We start from the raw sequence: 21,401 nt of genomic DNA on the forward strand, positions 1-21,401 counted from the left end.
CCGGAAGAGTATGGATCCATGCTAATTGCGTGTTGGACCGGTATTCGTCGGCCGACATACGATCACCGCAGACGATGGCCGTCGCTCCCGGTGGCCGTCGCACGGTGAAGGAGGCGGCATGACCGACGGTGGAACGCCGAGCTCGAACGGATCGGCATCGAGTCCCGATGAGGCGCAGCGATTTTCGCGCGTTCTCCGGGTCGGCGGACTCAAGCCTTCGCTCATGGAGACACTCGAGGCCGGCGGCGCGCTGGTGCTGCCGGACGACGATCGCGACGATGTGCTCGGCCGGCACGCCGACGAGATCGTCGCCGTCGTGACGTCCGGCCGTGTCGGCGTCAAGGCGGACCTCATGGACCGCCTGCCCGCGCTGCGCGCGATCGTCCACTTCGGAGTCGGGTACGACGGCACCGATGCCGAGGAGGCCCGCCGCCGCGGGATCGGTGTCAGCAACACGCCGGACGTCCTCACCGACGCCGTCGCCGACACCGCCCTCGGGCTGCTCATCGACACCCTCCGCGGCCTCTCCGCCGCCGACCGCTACGTGCGCGCGGGCGAGTGGACCACCAAGCCCATGCCGCCGTTGGCGCGGCAGGTCAGCGGATCTCGGGTCGGCATCCTCGGTCTCGGGCGCATCGGCGGCGCCATCGCGCACCGCCTCGAGGCCTTCGGCTGCACCATCGACTACCACAACCGCAATGTCGTCGAGTCGAGTCCATACCGGTACCACTCGTCTCCGCGGGAACTCGCTGCGGCAGTGGACGTTCTGGTCGTGGCCGCAGCCGGCGGACCGGAGACGCAGCAGCTCGTCGACAGGGAGACGCTGGACGCACTGGGGCCGGACGGCTTTCTGATCAACGTGGCTCGCGGCAGCGTCGTGGACGAGGACGCCCTCGTCGAGGCGCTGCAGAGCGGACGGTTGGCCGGCGCCGGGCTCGACGTCTTCGCCCACGAACCCGAGGTGCCGGACGCGCTTCGCGCCCTCGACACCGTGGTGCTGCTTCCCCACGTCGGAAGTGCCACGGTGCAGACTCGCGCCGCGATGGAAGCACTCACCCTCGAGAACCTGAACTCGTTCCTCGCCGACGGCACGCTCGTGACGCCGGTCTTCCAGCCCGATCAGAAGGAGACCCGATGAGCGTCGTCGTGGGATACGCGGACACCGTCGAGGATCGCAACGCACTGCCGTTCGCGTTCCGCGAGGCCAAGATGCGCGGTACCGACGTCACCGTCGTGGTCGACGGTGATCGCAGTGCGGTCGACGAGCTGATCATGGCTGCCCGCACCGACTCCGGCGCCGACGGCGTGGCGGCGCGGGTGGCGGAGCCGGTACCCGGCCGCTCGCACGCCGACAACCTCGTCGACATGTCCTACGAGCCGGACGTCGAGCTCCTCGTCATCGGCGTGCGTCGCCGCTCACCCGTCGGAAAGCTGTTGCTCGGCAGCCTGTCTCAGCGTGTCCTGCTCGACGCACACTGCCCGGTCGTGGCCGTCAAGCCGCCGGTCGAGGTCGCGCACTAATTCGCGGACGCAGCAGCCGCCGGCCGTGATCTCACTGCAGTGAGGTCACGGCCTTCACGTCCGTCAGCACACGGTGCAGGGCGGGGTTGGCGGCGTCGTGACGCCATGCGGCGTTCAGTCGCACGGGTTCCTCGGTGCTGGAACGGATCTCGCGGAACACGACGCCCTCGGTGTGCATCGTGCGTGCCGAGGCCGGCACCAGTGCGCAGCCCAGGCCGGAGCTGACGAGCATCAACATGGTGTGCACCTGCGTCACGTACTGCACGTATCGAGGCGTGACCCCGGCGACGGTGAAAGTGCTGATGAGGAGCTCGTGGAAGTAGCGGGCATCCACCGGCGAGTACATGATCACGGGTTGATCGTCGAAGTGCGTCACGCTCAGACGCTCCACGTCGAGGAGTTCGTGCCCCTCGGGAAGCGCAGCGACGAGTGCCTCGCGGTGGATGGGCCGCGTGAGGATTCCCGGTCGCGTGACGGTGGGACGGACCAGACCGAGATCCAGTTCCCCGCTCGCCAGGGCGTCGATCTGAATCGACGACACCATCTCCCGCAGCACCAGTTCGACGTCCGGGAGAGCCGCGCGCACGTCCGAGAGCAGCCGAGGCAGGACGGCGTGCGCGGACGCCGCGGTGAAGCCGATGACGACGGTGCCCAGATCACCGGCGGGGACGCGCTTGACGGTCAGTGCGGCGCTCTCGGCCAAGCGGACTATCCGGCGGGCGTCGGGCAGGAACGCCACGCCGGCGGCCGTGAGGGTCACCGAGCGTGACGTCCGATCGATCAGCTGCACGCCCAGTTCACTCTCGAGCTGTTGGATCTGCCTGCTGAGCGGGGGCTGGGTCATGTGGAGCCGCTCTGCGGCTCGGCCGAAGTGCAGCTCTTCCGCGACGGCGATGAAGCACGTCAGGCGCGAGAGCGAGAACATCGGCTCAAGATAGCCGACCGTGTGAACGGCCGGTCACCATCGCGGCAAGGAGTTGACGAAGTCTGGTTCGAGACTCTGCCGGTAGCCGGTGTCGTCACGGTCCCTGATCCCGCAGTCGAGGTATTGCTGGTGCAGCCTCGCCAGAGCGTCCTCGTCGAGTTCGACGCCCAGCCCCGGTCCCGTGGGTACCGCGACGGCGCCGTTCTCGATGCGCAGAACGCCCGGGACCACGACGTCCTCGGTCTTCCACGGCCAGTGTGTGTCGCAGGCGTACGTGAGATTCGGCGTGGCGCCGGCGAGGTGCACCATCGCGGCGAGCGAGATGCCGAGATGGGAGTTCGAGTGCATCGACAGGCCGAGTCCGAAGGTGTCGCAGATGCCGGCGAGCAGCCGTGAGCGTTGCAGTCCACCCCAGTAGTGGTGATCGGACAGCACGACCCCGACCGAGTCGCGTCGGACCGACGGCTCGAGCTGATCGAACGCCACGACACACATGTTGGTCGCCAGCGGCATGGCGGCCTTGCGGGCCACCTCCGACATTCCGTCCAGGCCCGGTGTGGGGTCCTCGAGATACTCGACGACACCGGTCAGGGCCGACGCGACCTCGAGGGACGTGTCGACGGTCCACGCCGCGTTGGGATCCAGCCGCAGTGGGAGATCGGGAAATGCCTCGCGCAGCGCGTGCATCGCGGCGATCTCCTGCTCGGGTGGGAACACCCCGCCCTTGAGCTTGATCGCGCCGAAGCCGTACCGGTCGATCATCCGTCGGGCCTGCGCGACGATGCCCTCGGGATCGAGCGCGGCACCCCACTCGTCGTCCGCGGAGCCGGGGTGCCCGGCCCACTTGTAGAAGAGATAGGCACTGAACGGTACGGCCGTGCGCACCAGGCCACCGAGAATATCGGAGACGGGCCGCCCGAGGATCTTGCCCTGGATGTCGAGGCACGCCACCTCGAACGGCGAGAACACCCGATCGGTGGTGCTGGCCGTCGTGATCATGCCGGCCACCCCGTCACCACCCGTCACCGTCAGGCCACCCAGGCACTCGTCCACGACGGCGCGCAGCGTGTGGAGTGCGAAGACGTCCACCCCGACCATGGCCTCGGCAGCAGCGTTCAGGCGAACGAGATGCGCGGTGTCGGCGTAGGTCTCGCCCAGACCCACGGCGCCGTCGTCGGTCCGGATCTGCACGATCGCGCGCAGAGCGAACGGCTGATGGACTCCGACGGTGTTGAGCAGCGGCGGGTCGGCGAAGGCGACGGGGGTGACGGTGACGGAGGTGATACGGGCGCTCACGAGTGCACGGCCTCCTTGGTGACCGAGTCGGCTGCGAGGGAGTCGGCGAGCACGGCGCGGCCGGCCGCGATGATCGCGGTGAGGGCCTCCACGTCCGCGGGGGCGGCGTCGATCAGCGGTGCCCGAACGGGGCCGGCGGCAACACCTTCGAGGGTGACGCCCGCCTTGATCAGGGAGACGGCGTAGCCGGGTACCGAGTCACGCAGACGCACGAGTGGGTGGAAGAACTCGCGCAGCAGGGCGTCGGTGAGTGTGACGTCGTCGTTCTCGAGCGAGGTGTAGAACGCCAGGGCCAGCTCCGGGGCGAAGGCGAACGTGGCCGACGAATAGAGCGTGACGCCGATGGCGCGGTAGGCCTGCTGCGAGACCTCGGCCGTGGGCAGTCCGTTGAAGAACTGGAACGCCTTGCCGGTGGGCGCCAGGGAGTCCTCGACCGCGCGCACGATACGCGAGACGCGATCCAGATCGCCTGTGCCGTCCTTGAATCCGATGACGGTGGGGAAGTGGGCGACCTCGACGGCGGACGCCTCGTCGTAGCGCGCGTTGCCGCGGTTGTAGACGATCACCGGCAGGTCGGTGACGGAGGTGACCTCGCGGGTGTACTCGACCAGGCCGGCCTGCGGCATGGTCACCAGGTAGGGCGGGAGCAGCAGGATGCCGTCGGCACCGTTGTCACGAGCGGATCGGGCGAAGATCTTCGCCTGGGCCACCGAACCACCCGCGCCCGCGTAGACCGGGACGCGGCCGGCGACGGTACGCACCGCGGTGGCGACGATCTCGCCGAACTCGACGGCCTCGAGAGCGTGGAACTCACCGGTGCCGCAGGCGATGAAGACACCGCCGGGGCCCGCGTCGACACCCTTCGCGATGTGCTCGGCGAGAAGTGCGTGGTCCACCTCGCCGGAGTCGGTGAAGGGGGTGACAGGGAAGAAGAGGACGCCGTCGAGCATGAGATCTCCTGGTGTACGAGAGGGGGGTGGTGCGGGAAGGCCGGAGGCCGGCCGGGGTGGTGCGGGAAGGCCGGAGGCCGGCCGGTGTGGTGCGGGAGGGTGGAATCAGTCGCGGGAGAGTTGGCCGTCGACACGCCGCCAGATGCCGTCGGGGTTGCCGTCGGCGATGGCGCTGGGGAGCAGCGCGGCGGGAACGTCCTGGTACGCGACAGGGCGCAGGAACCGCTCGATGGCGAGCGAGCCGACCGAAGTCGAGCGTGAGTCGGACGTCGCCGGGTAAGGGCCGCCGTGGACCATCGCGTGGCCCACCTCGACGCCCGTGGGCCACCCGTCGAAGAGGATGCGTCCGGCCTTCAGCTCGAGGACGCGGAGCAGGCGTCCGGCGTCGGCGTGATCGGCGGCGTCGGCGTGGATCGTCGCGGTGAGCTGACCTTCGAGAGCGCGGGCCACGGCGGCGACCTGCTCGGCCGAGGTGCAGCGGACGACGAGCGCGGATGCGCCGAACACTTCGGCCTGCAACACGTCTCGGTCGAGGAACGTCGCGGCGTCGGTGCTGAAGAGTGCCGCGCGGCCGGCGTTGGGTGCGTCGGTGACGGTGCCGCGGGCGACCTCGTCTGCGGCGGCGCTCAGCGCGTCGACACCCTTGCCGTAGCTGTCGGCGATGTTCGGCGTCAGCATGGTGGTCGGGGTGCTGGCCGCGACGGCGTCCGCAGCGGCCGCGACGAAGGCGTCGAGTTCCGGTCCGTCCTGCGCGATGACGAGGCCGGGATTGGTGCAGAACTGTCCTGAGCCGAGCGTCAGGGAGGCGACGAAGGCGCGGCCCAGATCTGCGGCCCGCGTCTCGAGGGCGTGCGGGAACAGGAACACCGGGTTGATGGAGCTCATCTCGGCGTACACCGGGATCGGTTCCGGTCGACCGGCTGCGGCGCGTACCAGAGCGGTGCCGCCGGAACGGGATCCGGTGAAGCCGACGGCCTTGACGCGCGGGTCGGTGACCAGAGCGGTGCCGATGGTGCGGCCGTCGCCGTAGACGAGCGAGAACACTCCTGCCGGCATGCCGGTCGACGCGGCGGCCTCGGTGATCGCGCGGCCGACGTACTCGGACGTACCCGGGTGGGCGTCGTGGGCCTTGACGATGACGGGGCATCCGGCGGCGAGTGCCGATGCGGTGTCGCCGCCGCCGACGGAGAAGGCGAGCGGGAAGTTGCTGGCGCCGAACACGACCACCGGTCCGAGTGAGACCGTGCGCTGGCGGATGTCGGCGCGGGGAAGGGGTGCGCGATCCGGCTGTGCGGGGTCGATGCGGGCACCGTTCCAGCTGCCCTCGCGGAGCACCGAGGCGAACAGGCGGAGCTGTCCGCTGGTGCGGCCGACCTCACCGGTGATCCGACCGACGGGCAGGCCGGACTCGGCCACCGCGCGCTCGATGAGCGTCTCGCCCAGCGCCTCGATGTTGTCGGCGATGGCGTCGAGGAAGTCGGCGCGCGCCTCGGACGTGGTGGAGCGGTAGGCGTCGAAGGCCTCGTCCGCCGCCGCGCAGGCCGCGTCGACGTCGGCCATCGTGCCGTGCCGGTAGGCGGGCTCGAGATCCGCGCCGGTGGACGGATCGATGCCGTGGACGGTCGTGCCGGTGCCGGGGACGGTGGACCCGGCGATGATCAGCTCCCCGGTCAGAGGAGCGGTCGTCGTCACCGTTGCAGTCATCAGTGCATCAGCCCTTCTCGCAGTGCGTGGTTGTACAGACGACGCTAAGGCGCGGTGTCATACAAGTCCAAGTCAAAATTGCACTGCAGCGATGCACTGTCGGTATCGACAGGGGTGACGCCTCGGTTCCCGCGGGCGTTGTGTGTTCCCGTGGTGGTTGCACGTGCAGCGGCCGCGGGAACACGGAACGTCAGCGGGAGCGCACTCGCACGGCGACCGTGCCCACGAGAACGACGACTGCCGCCGTCGCGGCAGTCCACCCGACGGTGGTGTTCAGGACCTCGCCGGACAGGCGCCCCTGCGCGACCCACCCGAGTCCCCACGCGAGAGACAGTGCGGGCGCGATCCGTCCGGCGGAGACGGTGGCCAGGAACAGTCCGACGAGCGCCGCGACGACGAGAACGAGAACGGCCCACAGGGTGGCCGCCGACTCGACGCCCGTCGACGCGAGCCATGCGCTGACGTTCGCGACCGTCGCGATCGCTACCCACCCGAGGTAGAGGCCCATCGTCCCATCGGTGATCAGCGTGTCGACGGCGGTGGTCCGCGGTGCCGCGATCAGCCGAGCGAACACGAACGCCAGGCTCGCGAGCAGCGCGACGATCACGACGACGCTCAGCAGTACCTGCCCGAACTGCACCACGGTGATCCACGCGGCATTGAGCAGCATCGTCACGGCGATGGGTACGCGGAGTGCTCGTTGCCGCTCGGACCGGCGCTGGGCGGGCAGTGCCTGCCACACCGCGTAGGCGATCAGTCCGAGGTAGATGACCGACCAGATGGAGAATGCGGGCCCCGCCGGGGCGACCAGGGTGGCGGTCGCGCTGAGGGCGCCGTCGGCTGCTTCGGCGATCGGTGTGCCGACCACGGCGCCGGAGCCCAGAAATCCTCCGACCACGGCGATGATCGCGCTGACGACGACCAGGAGAACCTGGCCCGACGATGCGGGCTCGGTGCGCTGCCGAGGTGTGGCCGTGTCATGGGTCATGGGAGTCCTTCGAGCGAGTGGATGGTGGCCGTGGAGTGCCCGAAACCGCGATCCGAGAAACAGGGTGAAAGATTTGTGTGACCCACCATTCCAGTATCGGCATCCGGGATTGGCCGGTATTGCGTACTGGAACCGCTTTTACGCAATGGCGCAGTAATGGCTAATAATGGCTGGCTGGGGCCATTTCGCCGGGCCTCGCATGGTGTAAATCCCCGGGCGCGAACGGTTTTGAGATACGTCCCAAAGAGCTTCCCGGATCCCCCATCCGCTTTGGGACATGTAACGAATGGGTAATCAGCTAGCGAAGCAATGGTTGAACCGCGCCGACCTCCGGCGTGGAGGACACGACGGAAGTGAACCCCATGAACAAGACCACGAAGGGTGCCCTCGCTGCGGGTGCCGCCGGTATCCTCCTGCTCGGTGGCGCGGGAAGCTACGCGCTGTGGAGTGACGCCGAGACCGTCCAGGGCGGCACCATCACGGCGGGCAACCTGGACATCTCGCCGGTCGCCGCAGGTGTGTGGACCGACGTCTCGCCGGGCCCGGTCAAGACGCCGGGCCCCCTCGACATCACCACGTTCCGGATGGTTCCGGGCGACGTCCTCCAGTACAAGGCGCAGTACCGAGTACTCGCGGACGGCGAGAATCTTCGTGCGACGATCGCCGCGGATGCTCAGAGCATCCAGCGCACTGGCGAACTGACCCCGACGAACACCCCGGTGTCGTTGGTCAGCACGTACAACGGCACCCCCCTCGCCAACAACCAGATCACGGAGGCGGACAACAACCGCCTCGTCGATGTCACGGTGACCGTCACGTTCGTCGAGACGACGCCGAACCAGGTGGGAACCGAGGACTCGGTGAACCTGTCCGCCTTTCGGATCAACCTGCAGCAGGCCGCCCGCACGACTGCTCCCTGACGCGCCGATCTGCCTGATTCCGAACACCCATCCAGCGAGGTGAACTGACGTGCCGCGGAAAATGTGGCTCGGGGCGGCGGTCGTGGGGGCCGCCGCCCTGGTGTTCGGCTCGGTGCAGAGCACCGGGGCGCTCTGGCGTGACGACGTGACGGTGGCCGGTGCGACCGTTCGGACCGGAACGTTGTCACTGGCCGCCGGATCGCCGTCCGGGTCGGACTACGTGTTCAGCGAACTGACCAAGAACCCGGTGGCTCTGAACGAGGCGGTGCAGGCGCCGCTGGTGATCACCAACACCGGTGACACCCCGCTACGCTTCCGGTTGTCCGCTGCGGGCCCGGCCGTCTCCACGGCGAACGCCGCCGCGACGGTGTCCCTCGCCGGCGCGGTGCTGTCGTCTGGCGCCACGTGCTCCGCGACCACTCCGATGGGGACGGCCTTCGGAACCTTGTCGACGTCCGCTCCGACCACCGCGGTTGCCCCGTTGTGGCAGAGCCTTGCCAAGGGTGCGAGTCAGACCTGGTGTATCAGAACGACTCTCACTCAGGTCACGTCGACCAGCGCGGTGGCCTACACCCACCGCTTCGCCTTCGCAGTGGAGCAGACACGATGACGACACACGAGGACGCGACCGAGCGCCGCACCGGTCCGTTGTGGTGGATCGGCACCGTTCTGTCCTGGGTGCTGCTGATCGGCGTGGTGGGTGTACTTCTGGCCGCCGTGGTCGTGCCGAAGTTTGCCGGGGCGCAGCCGTACACGATCCTCACCCAGTCGATGGAACCCACCTACCCTCCGGGCACCCTCGTCGTCGTCAAGCCCAGCGCGCAACTGAGCGTCGGATCATCGATCACGTACCAGATCCGCTCGGGCGAGCCCGACGTCGTGACACACCGCATCATCGCGACCGGTCTGGACAAGGACGGCGCTCGGGTCTACACCACTCAGGGCGACAACAATCCGCAGCCCGACCCGGATGTCGTGGAGCCGGGCCAGATTCGCGGCGCAGTCTGGTATGCCATCCCTTACCTCGGCTACGTCAACAACTGGCTCACCGGTCAGACGCGCACCCTCGTCGTGGGTGCCGGCGCTGCACTGCTGTTCCTCTACGCCGCAGCACAGTTCGTCTCAGCAGCGCGGGACCGACGACGTACGGGTAGGCACGCGTCGTGATGTTCTCGGTGAGCACCCCCACCAGCGTTCGTCTGCGAGCGATCCTGGCGTCCGGCCTGGTGTTCGGACTCGGCACCGTCGGGACCCTCGCCGCGTGGTCGACGTCCTCGACGACGACGTCCGGCCAGTTCCTCACCGGGTCGGTCGACATCACCGTCAACGGAACAGAGGGCGCACCTACGCCCGCCACGATCACCCTGCCCGCGGGAAACATCCTGCCCGGCAGGTCGACTGCGGCGCTCGTGAACGTCCGGAACGCGGGTAATATCGCCTTCACCTACACCCCCACCGCGGTGACGTCGACCGGTGGCCTCGGTACCAGCCTGACCACCACGGTGAGAGCGGGCACAGGTGTCGCCGTCAGTTCTGTCACGACCGGTCTCACGTGCACTGGGGGTACGACGCCCGTCCTGACCACGTCACGCCCGCTGGCTGTCGGCGCGACCGAGTCGCTGTGTGTGCAGTTCGATCTGTCGATCAACGCAGCCAACACCCTGCAGGGTGTCAACAACACCGTGACGTTCACCTTCGCTGCGACGGGGGTGGGAAGTGCCTGACCACTCCGAGACATCCGATCGGCGGCGCCGGGTCGCCGACCGCACACTCACCGTGGCCGCTGTGCTCGGCGCCCTCTGCATCGTGTTCGCGGTCTGCGCCTCCGTGTTCTCGTTGACACCCTTGGTCTTCCGATCGGGCTCGATGGAACCGTCGATTCCAACCGGATCGCTGGCGCTCGCGCGGGAGACTCCCGCGGTGGAGGTTCAGGTCGGAGATGTGGTCAGCGTGCTGCGATCCGACGGATCCCGCATCACTCACCGCGTGGACCGCGTCGACTTCGCCGAGGGGGAGACCGCCGTCCTGATCCTCAAGGGTGACGCCAACTCCACACCGGACGCCGATCCGTACATCCTGTCTACCGTCGACCGGGTCGTCGCGCACGTGCCGTACGCGGGCTACGCAGCGTCCTGGTTGTCCACACCGTTCGCGTGGGTCGTCGGCGGTCTCGCCGCGGCGGCTCTGCTGTACGTCGTTGTACGGCCGACAAGTCTCCGCAGGGAATCGCCCGTCCCGCCTGGTCGTCATCGGGTGCATTCCGGGGTCGCGGCAGCACTGGTGGCGGTCGTGGTGGTCCCCGGATTCGCGGCGACGCAGGGTACCGAGGCAGCCCTGAACGACACAGCGCAGGCGCGGGCCGTTCCGACGGCCGCGACGATGGTCCGGCCGACGAGCTTCACCTGCACCGATTCTCTCCAAGGAAGCAACCGAGCAGCGCTGCTGTCCTGGCCGTCCGTCGATCCGCTCTACGGCTACCGGCTCGTGTTCCAGTCGGAGGCACTGCTCGGTCAGTCGCGCACCGTCAATCTGCCGGCCGGCACCCTGTCGAGTTACCCGCCGGCCGAGATCCTCTCCCTGTTACAGAACTTCACCGTCTCGCTCTACTCGCGCGTCGGAGAATTCGTGTCGACTCCCGCTCTGACGCGCCGTATCTCGGTCACCTCGCTGGGATCGAACGGGATCTCGACGTGCGTCACCCCGGGAACGGTCACACCGACGACGACGGCGCCGCTCGCCGCCGCCCGCGTCGCACCGACGACGACGGCAACGGCAACGGCACCATCGACGACGCCTGCAGCCGGCACCACGACTCCGGTTCCCGCATCCACGACAACCGCGCCCCCGGTCACCTCGACCACCACCACGACCGTCGCCCCGGCTCCGTCCACCACACCTCCTGTGACGACGACGGCAGCCCCGCCGCCGCCCCCGCCGACGAGCACCACCCCACCGCCCCCACCGGCGAGCGCGTTCGTGGCCGACGGAGGCTCGGCGACGAGCGGCACGACCACCGCGTCGGTCGCGGGGAACACCCTGACGCTGACCGGACCGGACGGCACGTCGCTGTACTCCCGCACCCTTACACCGAGTGCGCGGTACGGCTCGGGCGTCGTCTTCTCGACCGCGGGTGACCTGTACGTCCTGGCAGATTCCGGGGTGTCGCGCATCGTCGTGGCGAACGGTGTCGCCACCGAGAGTGCCGCGTCGACGGCCGAACTCCCGGCCGACATCGGCGCCCTGCTCTGACCTCTCGCCAGAGAGGTCCGGCGTTTCCGTGTCCGGGGGCGCGGGCACACTGAGGCCACCGACACGAAGGAGATCACCGGTGGACCACAGAGGCGTGCTCATCGACGCGTACGACCGCATCAAGGAGACCGTGCACACGACGCTCGACGGCCTGGATCGGGAGGCGCTGACCTACCGCATCGATCCGGAGGCCAACACCATCGCCTGGCTGGTGTGGCATCTCGCGCGGGTGCAGGACGATCACGTCGCGGGTGTGGCGGGCAGCGAGCAGGTCTACACAGCGGACGGATGGAACGCCCGCTTCGCACTTCCGTTCGACGACGACGCCATCGGGTACGGGCAGTCGACGGAGGACGTGAGCAAGGTCGACGTCGACGCTGAGCTCCTCGCCGGGTACGTCGATGCCGTTCATGCGCGCACCGTCGAGTACCTCGACACCCTCACGGCAGAAGACCTCGACCGGGTGATCGACGAGAACTGGGATCCGCCGGTCACGCTGGCCGTCCGCCTCGTCAGTGTCGTGTCCGACGATCTACAGCACATCGGCCAGGCGGCATTCATCCGTGGAGTCGTCGAGCGGCGGTGAGAGAGCCTCGTGTCGGACGGCCGTGACATCGTGACGGCACTCAGCACGAGAGGACCCGAACGATGACCACCACCACCTGGCCGCTGCGTTGGCCGGCGTCCGCACGCGATGTCGCCGACGGCATCGTCCGACTCTCCGCGGCGCTGCGAGACTCCGATGCCGACGCGGTCGACGATGCTGTGTCGGAACTGGCTTCGCAGAACGGTGTTCGCGTCGAGGACGTCTACGCCGCGATCCTGCGGATGCTCCTCGAGGCTGCTCATCCCGACGGCCTCGACGGTGACGACGTGGGCGCCGTCGTCCGCGAGGCCGCCGCGAAGGACACCGGGTCGGATCCGTCCGACGTCGTGGCCGTGGTGCTCGGCACCCTGGGGGTCCATCCGGAACCGGAGCGTCGGACTAGCGGGTCGAGCGCCGAGGACGAGAGTCAGGACCCCGACGACCGGCGAGACGACGGCCAGGTGGTCGTGGCGAGAATGGCCGCGGCGCCTGCGATCCGCGCGTCGGCGGCGGTCACGGGCGTGCTCCTCGCCCGCATCGGATCACCGATCGAGGCCGTGGTGACCATGGTCGTCGACGACATCGCCGCCGCGGAGACCATCGAGTGGCCGTGATCGCTCGTCCGATCCGGTGGCACCGGCACGGGTAACGTGAGTCCCCATGCGCGAGACACTGACGTGGGACCTGTTCGGCACGGCGTCGCGTGAGCTCACACGCACCGTCGTGGACAGTGGCTTCCGGCCGGACATCGTCATCGCGATCGCACGCGGCGGACTCATCCCGGCCGGGGCTCTGGCCTACCGGATGGGTGTGAAGGCCGCCGGCACGCTCAACGTCGAGTTCTACACCGACGTCGAGGAGACGCTGCCGGATCCGGTGGTGCTCGCGCCATTGCTCGACACCGATGCACTCGTGGGCAAGAAGCTGCTCGTCGTGGACGACGTCGCCGACTCCGGGCGCACTCTCGCGCTGGTCGTGGGCTTGCTGAAAGAGCATGCGGCAGAGGTGAAGTCCGCCGTCGTCTACACCAAGCCCCGCACCATCATCACGCCGGACTTCTCGTGGCGGGAGACCGATCTGTGGATCGAGTTCCCGTGGTCCTCGGAGCCGGTCATCGAACGGAATTGACCTGCTGCCGTCAGCGGATCGCCACCTCGGCGCCGCGGAGTGCGGGAGCGCCGATCAGCGTCGTCCAGGACGGGACCGCGATGGGCTCGACGCCGCTGCCCTGTCCGTAGATGACGGCCAGCGTGTCTCGCTCGGCGTCCGATCCGGCGTACGACGCGTCGGCCGGAACGGGTGACTGCTGTGGGAGCGATGCGTACTCGATGTCCTGTGGGCCGGGATTGCGTGAGGGCACCTGGTACGACCCGTCGTTGAGTCCACTGCCCGGGTACTGCGGGAAGAACCGTCCGGGTGCGGTGACGTCCTGATAGCAGGCGGCCGGCCTGTCGTCGAAGAGGCGCGGTTCGTCCTGGTTGGGGAGGTAGCCGCCGCGCGGGTTGACGAAATTGATCGTGGCGCGCGCACCGGGGTACGGATCACCCACTCCCAGAATGCGTCTCGCCTCCCCGATCAGGCCCGCGAACTTGGGCAGCATGCACCCGAACGTGGGGGAGAACTCGGCGAGCAACTCCAACGTCTCTCTGCTGCCGTCGGCGATGGTGATGATCGACTCGGCGTTCGACGCGAGCAGGTCCGCGGTGCTGCCGGACGATGCGGTCGCCGACGTCAGAAGCGTGTCGACGGCGGGACGTCGCTCGACGAGCGTGTTGCCCGTGACGGTGAGGTTGTCGAGCGCGTCGAGCAGATCCGGAGCCGCGGTGGAGTAGGTCTCCGTCAGGGCGGCGAAGTCGACGAGATCCTGCTGCAGCGCGGGCAGCTCACGGCTGAGGCCGGTGACGATCTCGTCGAGTCGGTCGAGGGTGCGACCGAGTGCCTCGCCCCGCCCGTCGAGGGCCTGCGACAGCGCGCCCAGAGTGGTGGCCAACTTGTCCGGGGGAATGGCGTCGAGCAAGGGCAGCAGGCTGTCCAGTAATTGGCCGACCTCGATGGCGTTGCCGCTCGTGTCCTGCTCGATGACGTCGCCTTCCGCGATGGGAGTGCCCGTCCCTCCCCGCGGAATCTGGAGTGCGACGTAGCGCTCGCCGAACAGCGTCTTGGGCAACAGACGCGCCGTCACGGACGCCGGAATCATCGGTGCCGAGTCCTCCTCGAGCGCGATGCGGGAGATCACGACACCGTTCTCCGTGGTCGACGATCGCACCTGGCCGACGATGACTCCCCGCACCTTGACGTCGGCGTCGGGTGGCAGCGCGTTTCCCACCGAATCGGTGCGCAGTTCCACCGTCACCACGGACTCGAATGTCCGGGCGTACACCGCGGTGGTGAAGCCGACGAAGGCCACCACGGCCAGAAAGAACGCGAGACCGGCCAGGCGGCGCACCATCATCCGGGAATGGTGACCGCGATCACACCATTTGTCAATGGCCTCTCGACCGTTGACACGAAAGGATCACGGGGCGCTGATGTCGATGAGCACCTTTCCGGTCACCCCGGACTCGACGGCGGCATGAGCGTCGGCCGTGGCACCGAGAGAAAAGCGGTGCAGCGGCAGCCCGTGCGACTCACCGACCGGAAGTGCACCGGCCCGAACAGCCTCGGTCACGTCGTGCTTCGCGGCCTCGAGAGCGGCGGTTCCCACGGTGTACAGCAGCACGAACTGGTACCGGATGTTGCCGACCATGCTCGGGCGGATGTCGATGGAGACCGCGTCGCCGCCGTTGTTCGCGTAGATCGCGACCGACGCGCGGGGTGCGGCGACGGCGGCATCGAGCTCCGCGTTCTGGGCGGGAGCCACTTCGACGATGATGTCCACACCGTGCGGAGCCAGTTCGCGGATGCGAGCCACAGCGTCGCCGGACTTGTAATTGACGATGTGGTGCGCACGGGCTGCGGTGGCCAGACCTGCCTTCTCCGGGCCGCTCACCGTCGTGATGACGGTGGCGCCGGCCCAGCGGGCCAGTTGGATCGCGGCGTGGCCGACCGCACCTGCACCGCCGGCGACCAGGACGGTCTTGCCGTCCAGTGCGCCCGGATGGAGACGGGACGGTCCGTCCTCGGACACGGTGAGCGCGCGATGGGCGGTCACCGCCGGGACGCCGAGCGAGGCGCCGAGGTCGAAGTCGGCGTTCTCGGGCAGCCGGACCACGCGCTCCGCCGGGACGACGGTGAACTCCTGGGCGGTTCCGGTGGGGCGCTCGTGCTGGGCGAGCAGCAACCACACCCGGTCACCGGTGGCGATGCCCTCGACCTCCGGGCCGACCGCGTCGACGACACCGGCCCCGTCCTGGCCCGGAACCACCTCGTCGAACGCGGGCTTCTGCCCCGGACCCGCGCCCGTCCGCGACTTCCAGTCGGTGGGATTGACCCCCGCGACGACGAGGCGCACCCGCACCTCGCCGACGCCGGGCTCCACGATGTCGCGGTCGACTGCGGTCAGGACGGAGGGTGCACCGGTCTCGGTGTAGACGATTGCCTTCATGTGTGGGGCAACGATTCGACCGGGGGGTCCTGTTCCTGAGAGGGCGCCGCTCGAACGTTCACTTGACCGATCGGCCCCCATGGCATGGACTCACGGGCGTGCACGAGACTTCTCTGAACCGCCGCGGCTTCCTCCGGACCACCACCCTCGCCGCAGGGGTGGGCGCCGCGGCGACCCTCACCGCGTGGACCGCGGCGGCGCAGTCGTCGTCCGTCTTCCGACACGGCGTCGCCTCGGGCGACCCACTCGAGGATGCGATCCTGCTGTGGACCCGCGTCACGCCGACCCCCGACGCGACGCCGGGGTCCGGCCGTGGACCGGCCACCACCGTCACGTGGGAGCTGGCGCGCGACGCCGCGCTGACCGACGTGGTGCGCTCGGGCAGCGTCGTCACCTCTGCAGACACCGACCACACGGTGAAGGTCGACGTCACCGGTCTGAGCCCGGCGACGACCTATCACTACCGCTTCACGGCGGCGGGCGAGTCGTCGACGGTGGCCACCACCCGTACTGCCCCTGCCGCCGAGGCCGACGTCGCGCGCCTGCGATTCGGCGTCGTGTCGTGCGCCAATTGGGAGTCGGGGTACTTCTCCGCGTATCGCCATCTCGCGGCCCGCCAGGATCTCGATGCGATCATCCATCTGGGCGACTACATCTACGAGTACGAGACCGGCGGCTTCGAGGGCAAGAACGGCGTCGTGCGAGTGCACGATCCAGTGCACGAGATCGTCTCCCTCGCCGACTACCGAACCCGGCACGCCCAGTACAAGTCCGATCCGGATCTCCAGGCCGCTCACCGCGGTGTTCCGTGGATCTGCACGTGGGACGACCACGAGTCGGCGAACGACGCCTACGCCACGGGCGCCGAGAACCATCAGCCGGACACCGAGGGGGACTGGGCCTCGCGCAAGGCCAACTCGGTTCAGGCCTACTACGAGTGGATGCCCGTGCGCGCTGCGGGAACCGCGAACAACCGGCACCTGTACCGCCGACTGCGGTTCGGGACGCTGATGGAGCTGTCGATGCTCGATCTCCGCACCTACCGTTCGAAGCAGGTGCTGCCGTTCCAGGGCCCGGCGGTGGACTCGCCGGATCGCACCATCACCGGCGCCGACCAGATGGCGTGGCTGACGGCAGGTCTGACGTCGTCGCCCACGCAGTGGCGCATCATCGGCAACCCGGTGATGATCACGCCGACTCTGATTCCGCCGCTGGACCCCGAGGCGGCGCGAGGTGTCACCCAGCTGCTCGGGCTCCCGGCCGCCGGAGTGTCCTACAACGCCGATCCGTGGGACGGGTACACGGCCGACCGGCGCAGGCTGCTCGACGCGATCCGTACCGCGGGGGTCGACAACACCGTGTTCATCACCGGCGACATCCACTCCTCGTGGGCCTGCGACATCCCGGTCGACGCCGCGGCGTACCCGGCGGCGGGAACGGTGGCGACCGAGCTGGTGGTCACGTCGGTCACCTCGGCGAACATCGACGACTTCCTGAAGGTCCCGGAGCACACGGTAGGACGGGTGGCGGAGGAGGCGTTCAAGGCCTTCAACCACCACGTCAAGTACGTCGACCTCGACACGCACGGGTTCGGTGTCTTCGAGGTGACGCCGTCGGGCGCGCAGATGGATCACTGGTACGTCACCGCCAAGGAGGATCCCGCGTCGACGGCCTACTTCGGTGCGGGTTTCCGCGTCGGGTCGGGCACGCAGACGGTGGCTCCGGCTCCGCGCCTGGCTCCCTGAATGCCTTGACGTACCCCCGGCTCGGGGAATCTAGACTGTTCCTCCGTGTCGACGCCCAAGATCGTGCTGTTCTACGTGTTCACGCCGCTGCCGGACCCCGAGGCGGTCCGGCTGTGGCAGCACACCCTGGCGTCCGCACACGGGCTCACCGGCCGGATCATCGTCTCCCCGCACGGCATCAACGCGACGGTGGGCGGCGACGTCCGCGCAGTCAAGAAGTACGTCCGCGGCACTCGTGAGTACGCGCCGTTCGCGGCCGCGGACGTGAAGTGGTCGGACGGCCGCGGCGGCGACTTCCCCAAACTCAGCGTCCGGGTGCGTCCCGAGATCGTGACGTTCGGAGTACCGGACGAGCTCCAAGTGACCGCGGACGGCGTCGTGGGGGGTGGCCGCCACCTCGCACCCGAGGAGGTGCACGACCTGGTGGCCGAGCGGGGGGACGACGTCGTCTTCCTCGACGGCCGCAACGCCTTCGAGGCCGCGATCGGACGTTTCGACGGCGCTGTGGTTCCGGACGTCGAGAACACGCGAGAGTTCGTGGCGCAGTTGGATTCCGGTGTGTTCGACCACCTGAAGTCGAAGCCCGTCGTCACCTACTGCACCGGGGGCGTGCGATGTGAGGTGTTGTCCTCCTTGATGCGCTCGCGCGGCTTCGAGGAGGTCTACCAGCTGGACGGCGGCATCGTGCGGTACGGCGAGCGGTACGGGGACGACGGGCTCTGGTCCGGGTCGCTGTACGTGTTCGATCAGCGCGGCACCGTCTCGTTCTCCGACCACCCGGCCGTCATCGGAACCTGTTCACGCTGCGGTGTTCCCACCTCGCGGTACCTCGACACGGACGACGGCCACGGTCGTGGGTTGGCTCTGGTCTGCACCGAGTGCGTCCCCACGTGACAGTGCCGTTGCCGTTCCGGGACGGCCTCGCACCGCTGCGGCATCGGTTGCCCCACGGCGAGCATCCGGCGACCACGCTCGAATACCTGGAGAGCGTGCTGCCCGGCGACGCGTGGCGGGCGACGATGGCGGCGGGGGAGGTGGTCGACGAGCGCGGCCGCCCGTACAGCGAGGACACGGCCTATCGCGCCGGTGCCGTCGTGCACTTCCACCGGATCCCGGAGCCCGAGGTGCCGGTTCCCTTCGAGATGGAGATCCTGCACGTCGACGACGCGATCGTCGTCGTCGACAAGCCCCACTTCCTCGCGACCATCCCGCGCGGGCGTCACATCACCGAGACCGCGACGGTGCGGCTGCGGCGGCTCTTCGACGAGCCGGACATCACGCCGGCCCATCGGCTCGACCGCGCCACCGCGGGAGTCCTGATGTTCACCAGAGCAGCCCGATTCCGCCGGGCGTACCAGGGCCTCTTCGTCGACGGGAGCGTGGACAAGGAGTACGAGGCCGTCGCCGGATTCGACTCCGGCCTCACCTTCCCGCGCAGTGTCGAGAGCCGAATCGTCAAGGAACACGGCGTCATGACCGCGCACGAGGAACCGGGTGAGCCGAACAGCGAGACACGGGTGGAGATCATCGAGAGGGTGGGCGACGCGGCGCGCTACCGGCTCTTCCCTCGCACGGGCAAGACGCATCAGCTGCGCCTGCATCTCTCCTCGCTCGGCATCCCGATCCACGGCGACCCGTACTACCCGACGTTCACGTCCGTGGCGCCCGACGACTTCTCGACACCCCTGCAGTTGCTCGCGCGCCGGTTGAGCTTCACCGATCCGCTCACCGGCGACCCCCGCACCTTCAGCTCACGGAGAGAACTCCGGCTCGTCTGATTCCGGCCGGCCTCCGGCCTTCCCGCTTTCCGACCCCGGCCGGCCTCCGGCCTTCCCGCTACATGAGCCCGTTGGGGTCGTCCACCTCGACGTCGTGGCCGTCGCCGCGCAGTCGCTCGATCAACTCACCGAGCAGCCGCACCGCAGCTCCGTTGACCGCTCGGGCGGGCTTGAGCTCGAAGCCGATGCGTGTCGGCTCGTCCGGAAGGTCGGCCAGGACGCGGCTCATGATGTTCTCCGCGCCGGCGAAGCGGATGTCGCCCTGCAGCTCGTACACCGTGCGGCCGTCCTCCTCACGGGCCCGGCGCACTGCGGAGTGACCGGACGGGGCGATGTCCATCATGTGCAGATCCATGTCCCGCGACAGTCGCTCGAACACCTCGACCCCGCGCACGCTGTTGCCCCGGTCGTCGAGTCGTGGGGAGTGGACGGCGATCCCGAGCTGACCGGGCAGCACCCCGATGATCGCGCCGGACACACCGCTCTTCGCGGGAATGCCGACGTTCGCGATCCAGTCGCCCGTGCCGTCGTACATCCCGCACGTGGTCATGGTCGAGAGCACCTGTCGCACGACGGCGGACGTCGCCACCCGCTCGCCGCTCTCGGGATGGACACCGCCGTTCGCCATCGTCGCGGCGAGCATCGCGAGATCGGGTGTGGTGACGTCGATGCTGCACTGCCTGGCGTACCCGGTGACGACCTCGTGTGCATCGCACTCGAGGACCTTCACCGAGGCGAGCATGTGGGCGAGCGCCAGGTTCCGGTCGCTCGACTCCATCTCGGCGTCGAACACGTCGTCGTCGATCGAGAGGTCGCGGCCGACGAACGCGGAGTGCAGCGCGAGGATCCGGTCGACGCGATGCTCGACGTCACGCCCCTCGACCAACGAGTGTGCCGCGATGGCACCGGCATTGATGAGCGCGTTGCGCGGGCGGCCGGTGTCGCGTTCGAGCGAGATCTCGTTGAACGCGTCGCCCGACGGCTCGACGTCGATCTTGCGGTGCACGGCGTCGAGCCCACGGTCGGCCAGCGCGAGGGCGTAGGTGAGTGCCTTGGAGATGGACTGGATCGAGAAGGACGAGTCCACGTCGCCGGCGCAGTAGACCGTGCCCTCGACGGTGACGACGGCGACCGAGAACACGTCGGGGTCGGCCTCCGAGAGGATGCGGTTGCCCGTGAGGACCTCGCCGCCGTCCGAGTCCCGGCAGGCGCGCAGCACGGCCTCCAGGTAGTCGGTGATCGGTGACGTCACCGTGGCAGCCACTCGACGTGCGCGCGCCGGAGGATGTCGTCGGGAGTGACGGCGTGCAGTGCGTCCAGGTAGGCGACCGCGAACGAGCCGGGCGCGGTGGCGGTCTCGGCCGCGATGTCGGCGGCGACCGTCGCGTGCGTGTGGGCCGCGATCGTCGCGACTCCGTGGTCGTCGACCGCGGCGCAGTACGCGGCGACGAGAGCTCCGAGCGAACACCCGGTTCCGGTCACCTTCGTCATGAGGACGCTGCCGCCGTGCACCGTCGCGAGTCCGCCCTCGTGGGCGATGTGGTCGATCGCCCCACTCGCGGACACCGCTGTCGAGTAGGCGAGCAGGCCACGTGCGGCGTCGGCGGCGTCCGCCGGATCGTCCGAGCTGTCCACGCCGCGTCCGGACCCGTTCCGCTCGTCGGTGTCGAGTCCGGTCAGGCGGTGGAGACCGATGATCTCGGAAGCGTTTCCCCGCACGGCTGCGGGTCGGTGCTCGAGAAGGTCGCGGGCGAGTGCACCGCGCCACGGCAGTCCCCCGGCAGCGATGGGGTCCAGCACCCACGGGGTGCCCGCAGCCGCGGCGGCCGCCGCGGTGGCCAGGTACACCTCACGCAGCTGCGGCTGGGGCGTGCCGAGGTTGATCAGCACCGCGTCGGCCACCCCGGCGAACAGCGCCGCCTCGTCCTCGTTGTCCACCATGGCCGCACTGGCACCGGCGGCGAGGAGCACGTTCGCGGTGAAACCCGCTGTGACGTAATTGGTCACGGCGTGGACGAGGGGCGCGCGGTCACGCAGCGCGACGAGCGCGTCGGCCACGGAGGTCGTCGGGTCGGTCATGAGACGGGTATACCCGCTCGGTGCTTCGCGTCACCTCACGCGGTACCGGTGGCGCATGGTCCCCGGTGTGTTGTAGCCTTATCGCAGCTGACAGGTCGTAGTTTTTGTGTGTTCGT

Annotated in this window: 22 protein-coding genes; 13 read left to right on the plus strand and 9 right to left on the minus strand. The window is 68.9% G+C overall.

All coding sequences use genetic code 11. From position 1 onward, the window contains the following. Positions 1-118: 118 nt before the first annotated feature. Positions 119-1,138 carry a 2-hydroxyacid dehydrogenase gene (locus BR07_RS0106350; protein WP_027504711.1) on the plus strand — a complete coding sequence of 340 codons (1,020 nt, stop codon included), beginning with the start codon at positions 119-121 and terminating at the stop codon, positions 1,136-1,138. Beyond that, positions 1,135-1,521, plus strand: coding sequence for a universal stress protein (locus BR07_RS0106355; RefSeq protein ID WP_027504712.1), 387 nt, complete (start codon positions 1,135-1,137; stop codon positions 1,519-1,521). Before BR07_RS0106350 ends, BR07_RS0106355 begins: the two co-directional genes overlap by 4 nt. 31 nt (positions 1,522-1,552) lie before the next feature. Here the strand turns inward: BR07_RS0106355 and BR07_RS0106360 are convergent, their stop codons facing one another. From BR07_RS0106360 to BR07_RS0106380, 5 genes are all read right to left on the minus strand, one after another. Then, positions 1,553-2,446 carry a LysR substrate-binding domain-containing protein gene (locus BR07_RS0106360; RefSeq protein WP_027504713.1) on the minus strand — a complete coding sequence of 298 codons (894 nt, stop codon included), beginning with the start codon at positions 2,444-2,446 and terminating at the stop codon, positions 1,553-1,555. Positions 2,447-2,479: 33 nt separating this feature from the next. Next, positions 2,480-3,742: a glucarate dehydratase family protein gene (locus tag BR07_RS0106365; protein WP_027504714.1), complete on the minus strand. Its 1,263-nt coding sequence runs from the start codon at positions 3,740-3,742 to the stop codon at positions 2,480-2,482. Then, the gene (locus BR07_RS0106370; RefSeq protein ID WP_027504715.1) at positions 3,739-4,692 is read right to left on the minus strand and encodes a 5-dehydro-4-deoxyglucarate dehydratase; all 954 of its coding nucleotides are present in this window, start codon (positions 4,690-4,692) and stop codon (positions 3,739-3,741) included. The genes BR07_RS0106365 and BR07_RS0106370 overlap by 4 nt, the downstream gene beginning before the upstream one ends. 105 nt (positions 4,693-4,797) lie before the next feature. Beyond that, positions 4,798-6,396: an aldehyde dehydrogenase (NADP(+)) gene (locus tag BR07_RS0106375; RefSeq protein WP_027504716.1), complete on the minus strand. Its 1,599-nt coding sequence runs from the start codon at positions 6,394-6,396 to the stop codon at positions 4,798-4,800. 190 nt (positions 6,397-6,586) lie between these two features. Then, positions 6,587-7,384 (minus strand): TspO/MBR family protein, encoded by a 798-nt coding sequence (locus BR07_RS0106380; protein WP_051613111.1) that lies wholly within the window; start codon positions 7,382-7,384, stop codon positions 6,587-6,589. Between the two features lie 362 nt (positions 7,385-7,746). On the opposite strand from BR07_RS0106380, the gene BR07_RS0106385 reads away from it, so the two are divergent. From BR07_RS0106385 to BR07_RS0106420, 8 genes are all read left to right on the plus strand, one after another. Further along, on the plus strand, positions 7,747-8,304 hold the full coding sequence (locus tag BR07_RS0106385) for an alternate-type signal peptide domain-containing protein (protein WP_027504718.1): 558 nt from the start codon (positions 7,747-7,749) through the stop codon (positions 8,302-8,304). Between the two features lie 49 nt (positions 8,305-8,353). Next, on the plus strand, positions 8,354-8,914 hold the full coding sequence (locus BR07_RS0106390; protein WP_027504719.1) for a hypothetical protein: 561 nt from the start codon (positions 8,354-8,356) through the stop codon (positions 8,912-8,914). Beyond that, positions 8,911-9,471, plus strand: coding sequence for a signal peptidase I (locus BR07_RS0106395; RefSeq protein ID WP_027504720.1), 561 nt, complete (start codon positions 8,911-8,913; stop codon positions 9,469-9,471). The genes BR07_RS0106390 and BR07_RS0106395 overlap by 4 nt, the downstream gene beginning before the upstream one ends. 8 nt (positions 9,472-9,479) lie before the next feature. Next, on the plus strand, positions 9,480-10,028 hold the full coding sequence (locus tag BR07_RS23575) for a hypothetical protein (RefSeq protein WP_155956947.1): 549 nt from the start codon (positions 9,480-9,482) through the stop codon (positions 10,026-10,028). Continuing rightward, positions 10,021-11,553, plus strand: a complete 1,533-nt coding sequence (locus BR07_RS26165; RefSeq protein WP_051613113.1) for a signal peptidase I — start codon at positions 10,021-10,023, stop codon at positions 11,551-11,553. Before BR07_RS23575 ends, BR07_RS26165 begins: the two co-directional genes overlap by 8 nt. Before the next feature lie 79 nt (positions 11,554-11,632). Continuing rightward, positions 11,633-12,139 carry a mycothiol transferase gene (locus tag BR07_RS0106410; protein ID WP_027504721.1) on the plus strand — a complete coding sequence of 169 codons (507 nt, stop codon included), beginning with the start codon at positions 11,633-11,635 and terminating at the stop codon, positions 12,137-12,139. A 62-nt stretch (positions 12,140-12,201) separates the two neighbouring features. Further along, on the plus strand, positions 12,202-12,753 hold the full coding sequence (locus BR07_RS26170; protein WP_051613114.1) for a hypothetical protein: 552 nt from the start codon (positions 12,202-12,204) through the stop codon (positions 12,751-12,753). Between the two features lie 46 nt (positions 12,754-12,799). After that, positions 12,800-13,267 carry a phosphoribosyltransferase gene (locus BR07_RS0106420; RefSeq protein ID WP_027504722.1) on the plus strand — a complete coding sequence of 156 codons (468 nt, stop codon included), beginning with the start codon at positions 12,800-12,802 and terminating at the stop codon, positions 13,265-13,267. A gap of 10 nt (positions 13,268-13,277) precedes the next feature. Here the strand turns inward: BR07_RS0106420 and BR07_RS0106425 are convergent, their stop codons facing one another. Together BR07_RS0106425 and BR07_RS0106430 are read right to left on the minus strand one after the other, a co-directional pair. Then, positions 13,278-14,588: an MCE family protein gene (locus BR07_RS0106425; protein ID WP_027504723.1), complete on the minus strand. Its 1,311-nt coding sequence runs from the start codon at positions 14,586-14,588 to the stop codon at positions 13,278-13,280. 66 nt (positions 14,589-14,654) lie between these two features. Beyond that, a complete protein-coding gene (locus tag BR07_RS0106430; RefSeq protein ID WP_027504724.1) occupies positions 14,655-15,683 on the minus strand; it encodes an NADPH:quinone reductase in 1,029 nt (342 codons plus the stop codon). A 98-nt stretch (positions 15,684-15,781) separates the two neighbouring features. Between BR07_RS0106430 and BR07_RS0106435 the strand changes: the two genes are divergently transcribed. From BR07_RS0106435 to BR07_RS0106445, 3 genes are read left to right on the plus strand one after another with little or no spacing between them, the layout of a single operon-like run. Continuing rightward, positions 15,782-17,428, plus strand: coding sequence for an alkaline phosphatase D family protein (locus BR07_RS0106435; protein ID WP_027504725.1), 1,647 nt, complete (start codon positions 15,782-15,784; stop codon positions 17,426-17,428). A gap of 45 nt (positions 17,429-17,473) precedes the next feature. Then, a complete protein-coding gene (gene trhO, locus BR07_RS0106440) occupies positions 17,474-18,322 on the plus strand; it encodes an oxygen-dependent tRNA uridine(34) hydroxylase TrhO (RefSeq protein ID WP_027504726.1) in 849 nt (282 codons plus the stop codon). Next, positions 18,319-19,206: a pseudouridine synthase gene (locus BR07_RS0106445; RefSeq protein WP_037184765.1), complete on the plus strand. Its 888-nt coding sequence runs from the start codon at positions 18,319-18,321 to the stop codon at positions 19,204-19,206. The genes trhO and BR07_RS0106445 overlap by 4 nt, the downstream gene beginning before the upstream one ends. Before the next feature lie 58 nt (positions 19,207-19,264). On the opposite strand, the gene glsA is transcribed toward BR07_RS0106445, so the two are convergent. Together glsA and thiM are read right to left on the minus strand one after the other, a co-directional pair. Then, complete coding sequence (gene glsA, locus BR07_RS0106450; protein WP_027504728.1) at positions 19,265-20,458, minus strand: glutaminase A; 1,194 nt, start codon at positions 20,456-20,458, stop codon at positions 19,265-19,267. Continuing rightward, a complete protein-coding gene (gene thiM, locus BR07_RS0106455; RefSeq protein WP_027504729.1) occupies positions 20,455-21,285 on the minus strand; it encodes a hydroxyethylthiazole kinase in 831 nt (276 codons plus the stop codon). The genes glsA and thiM overlap by 4 nt, the downstream gene beginning before the upstream one ends. Between the last annotated feature and the right edge of the window lie 116 nt (positions 21,286-21,401).

The organism is Rhodococcus sp. UNC23MFCrub1.1 (genome assembly GCF_000686025.1).
GTDB lineage: Bacteria > Actinomycetota > Actinomycetes > Mycobacteriales > Mycobacteriaceae > Rhodococcoides.

What these genes read in the sequence shown, in the direction of transcription:
- BR07_RS0106395 (WP_027504720.1), top strand. Translation starts at nt 8,911, where the DNA reads ATGACGACACACGAGGACGCGACCGAGCGCCGCACCGGTCCGTTGTGG.
- BR07_RS0106375 (WP_027504716.1), bottom strand. Translation starts at nt 6,396, where the DNA reads ATGACTGCAACGGTGACGACGACCGCTCCTCTGACCGGGGAGCTGATC.
- BR07_RS0106380 (WP_051613111.1), bottom strand. Translation starts at nt 7,384, where the DNA reads ATGACCCATGACACGGCCACACCTCGGCAGCGCACCGAGCCCGCATCG.
- BR07_RS0106370 (WP_027504715.1), bottom strand. Translation starts at nt 4,692, where the DNA reads ATGCTCGACGGCGTCCTCTTCTTCCCTGTCACCCCCTTCACCGACTCC.
- thiM (WP_027504729.1), bottom strand. Translation starts at nt 21,285, where the DNA reads ATGACCGACCCGACGACCTCCGTGGCCGACGCGCTCGTCGCGCTGCGT.
- BR07_RS26170 (WP_051613114.1), top strand. Translation starts at nt 12,202, where the DNA reads ATGACCACCACCACCTGGCCGCTGCGTTGGCCGGCGTCCGCACGCGAT.
- BR07_RS0106425 (WP_027504723.1), bottom strand. Translation starts at nt 14,588, where the DNA reads ATGGTGCGCCGCCTGGCCGGTCTCGCGTTCTTTCTGGCCGTGGTGGCC.
- BR07_RS0106355 (WP_027504712.1), top strand. Translation starts at nt 1,135, where the DNA reads ATGAGCGTCGTCGTGGGATACGCGGACACCGTCGAGGATCGCAACGCA.
- BR07_RS0106430 (WP_027504724.1), bottom strand. Translation starts at nt 15,683, where the DNA reads ATGAAGGCAATCGTCTACACCGAGACCGGTGCACCCTCCGTCCTGACC.
- BR07_RS0106385 (WP_027504718.1), top strand. Translation starts at nt 7,747, where the DNA reads ATGAACAAGACCACGAAGGGTGCCCTCGCTGCGGGTGCCGCCGGTATC.
- BR07_RS0106360 (WP_027504713.1), bottom strand. Translation starts at nt 2,446, where the DNA reads ATGTTCTCGCTCTCGCGCCTGACGTGCTTCATCGCCGTCGCGGAAGAG.
- BR07_RS0106350 (WP_027504711.1), top strand. Translation starts at nt 119, where the DNA reads ATGACCGACGGTGGAACGCCGAGCTCGAACGGATCGGCATCGAGTCCC.
- BR07_RS0106420 (WP_027504722.1), top strand. Translation starts at nt 12,800, where the DNA reads ATGCGCGAGACACTGACGTGGGACCTGTTCGGCACGGCGTCGCGTGAG.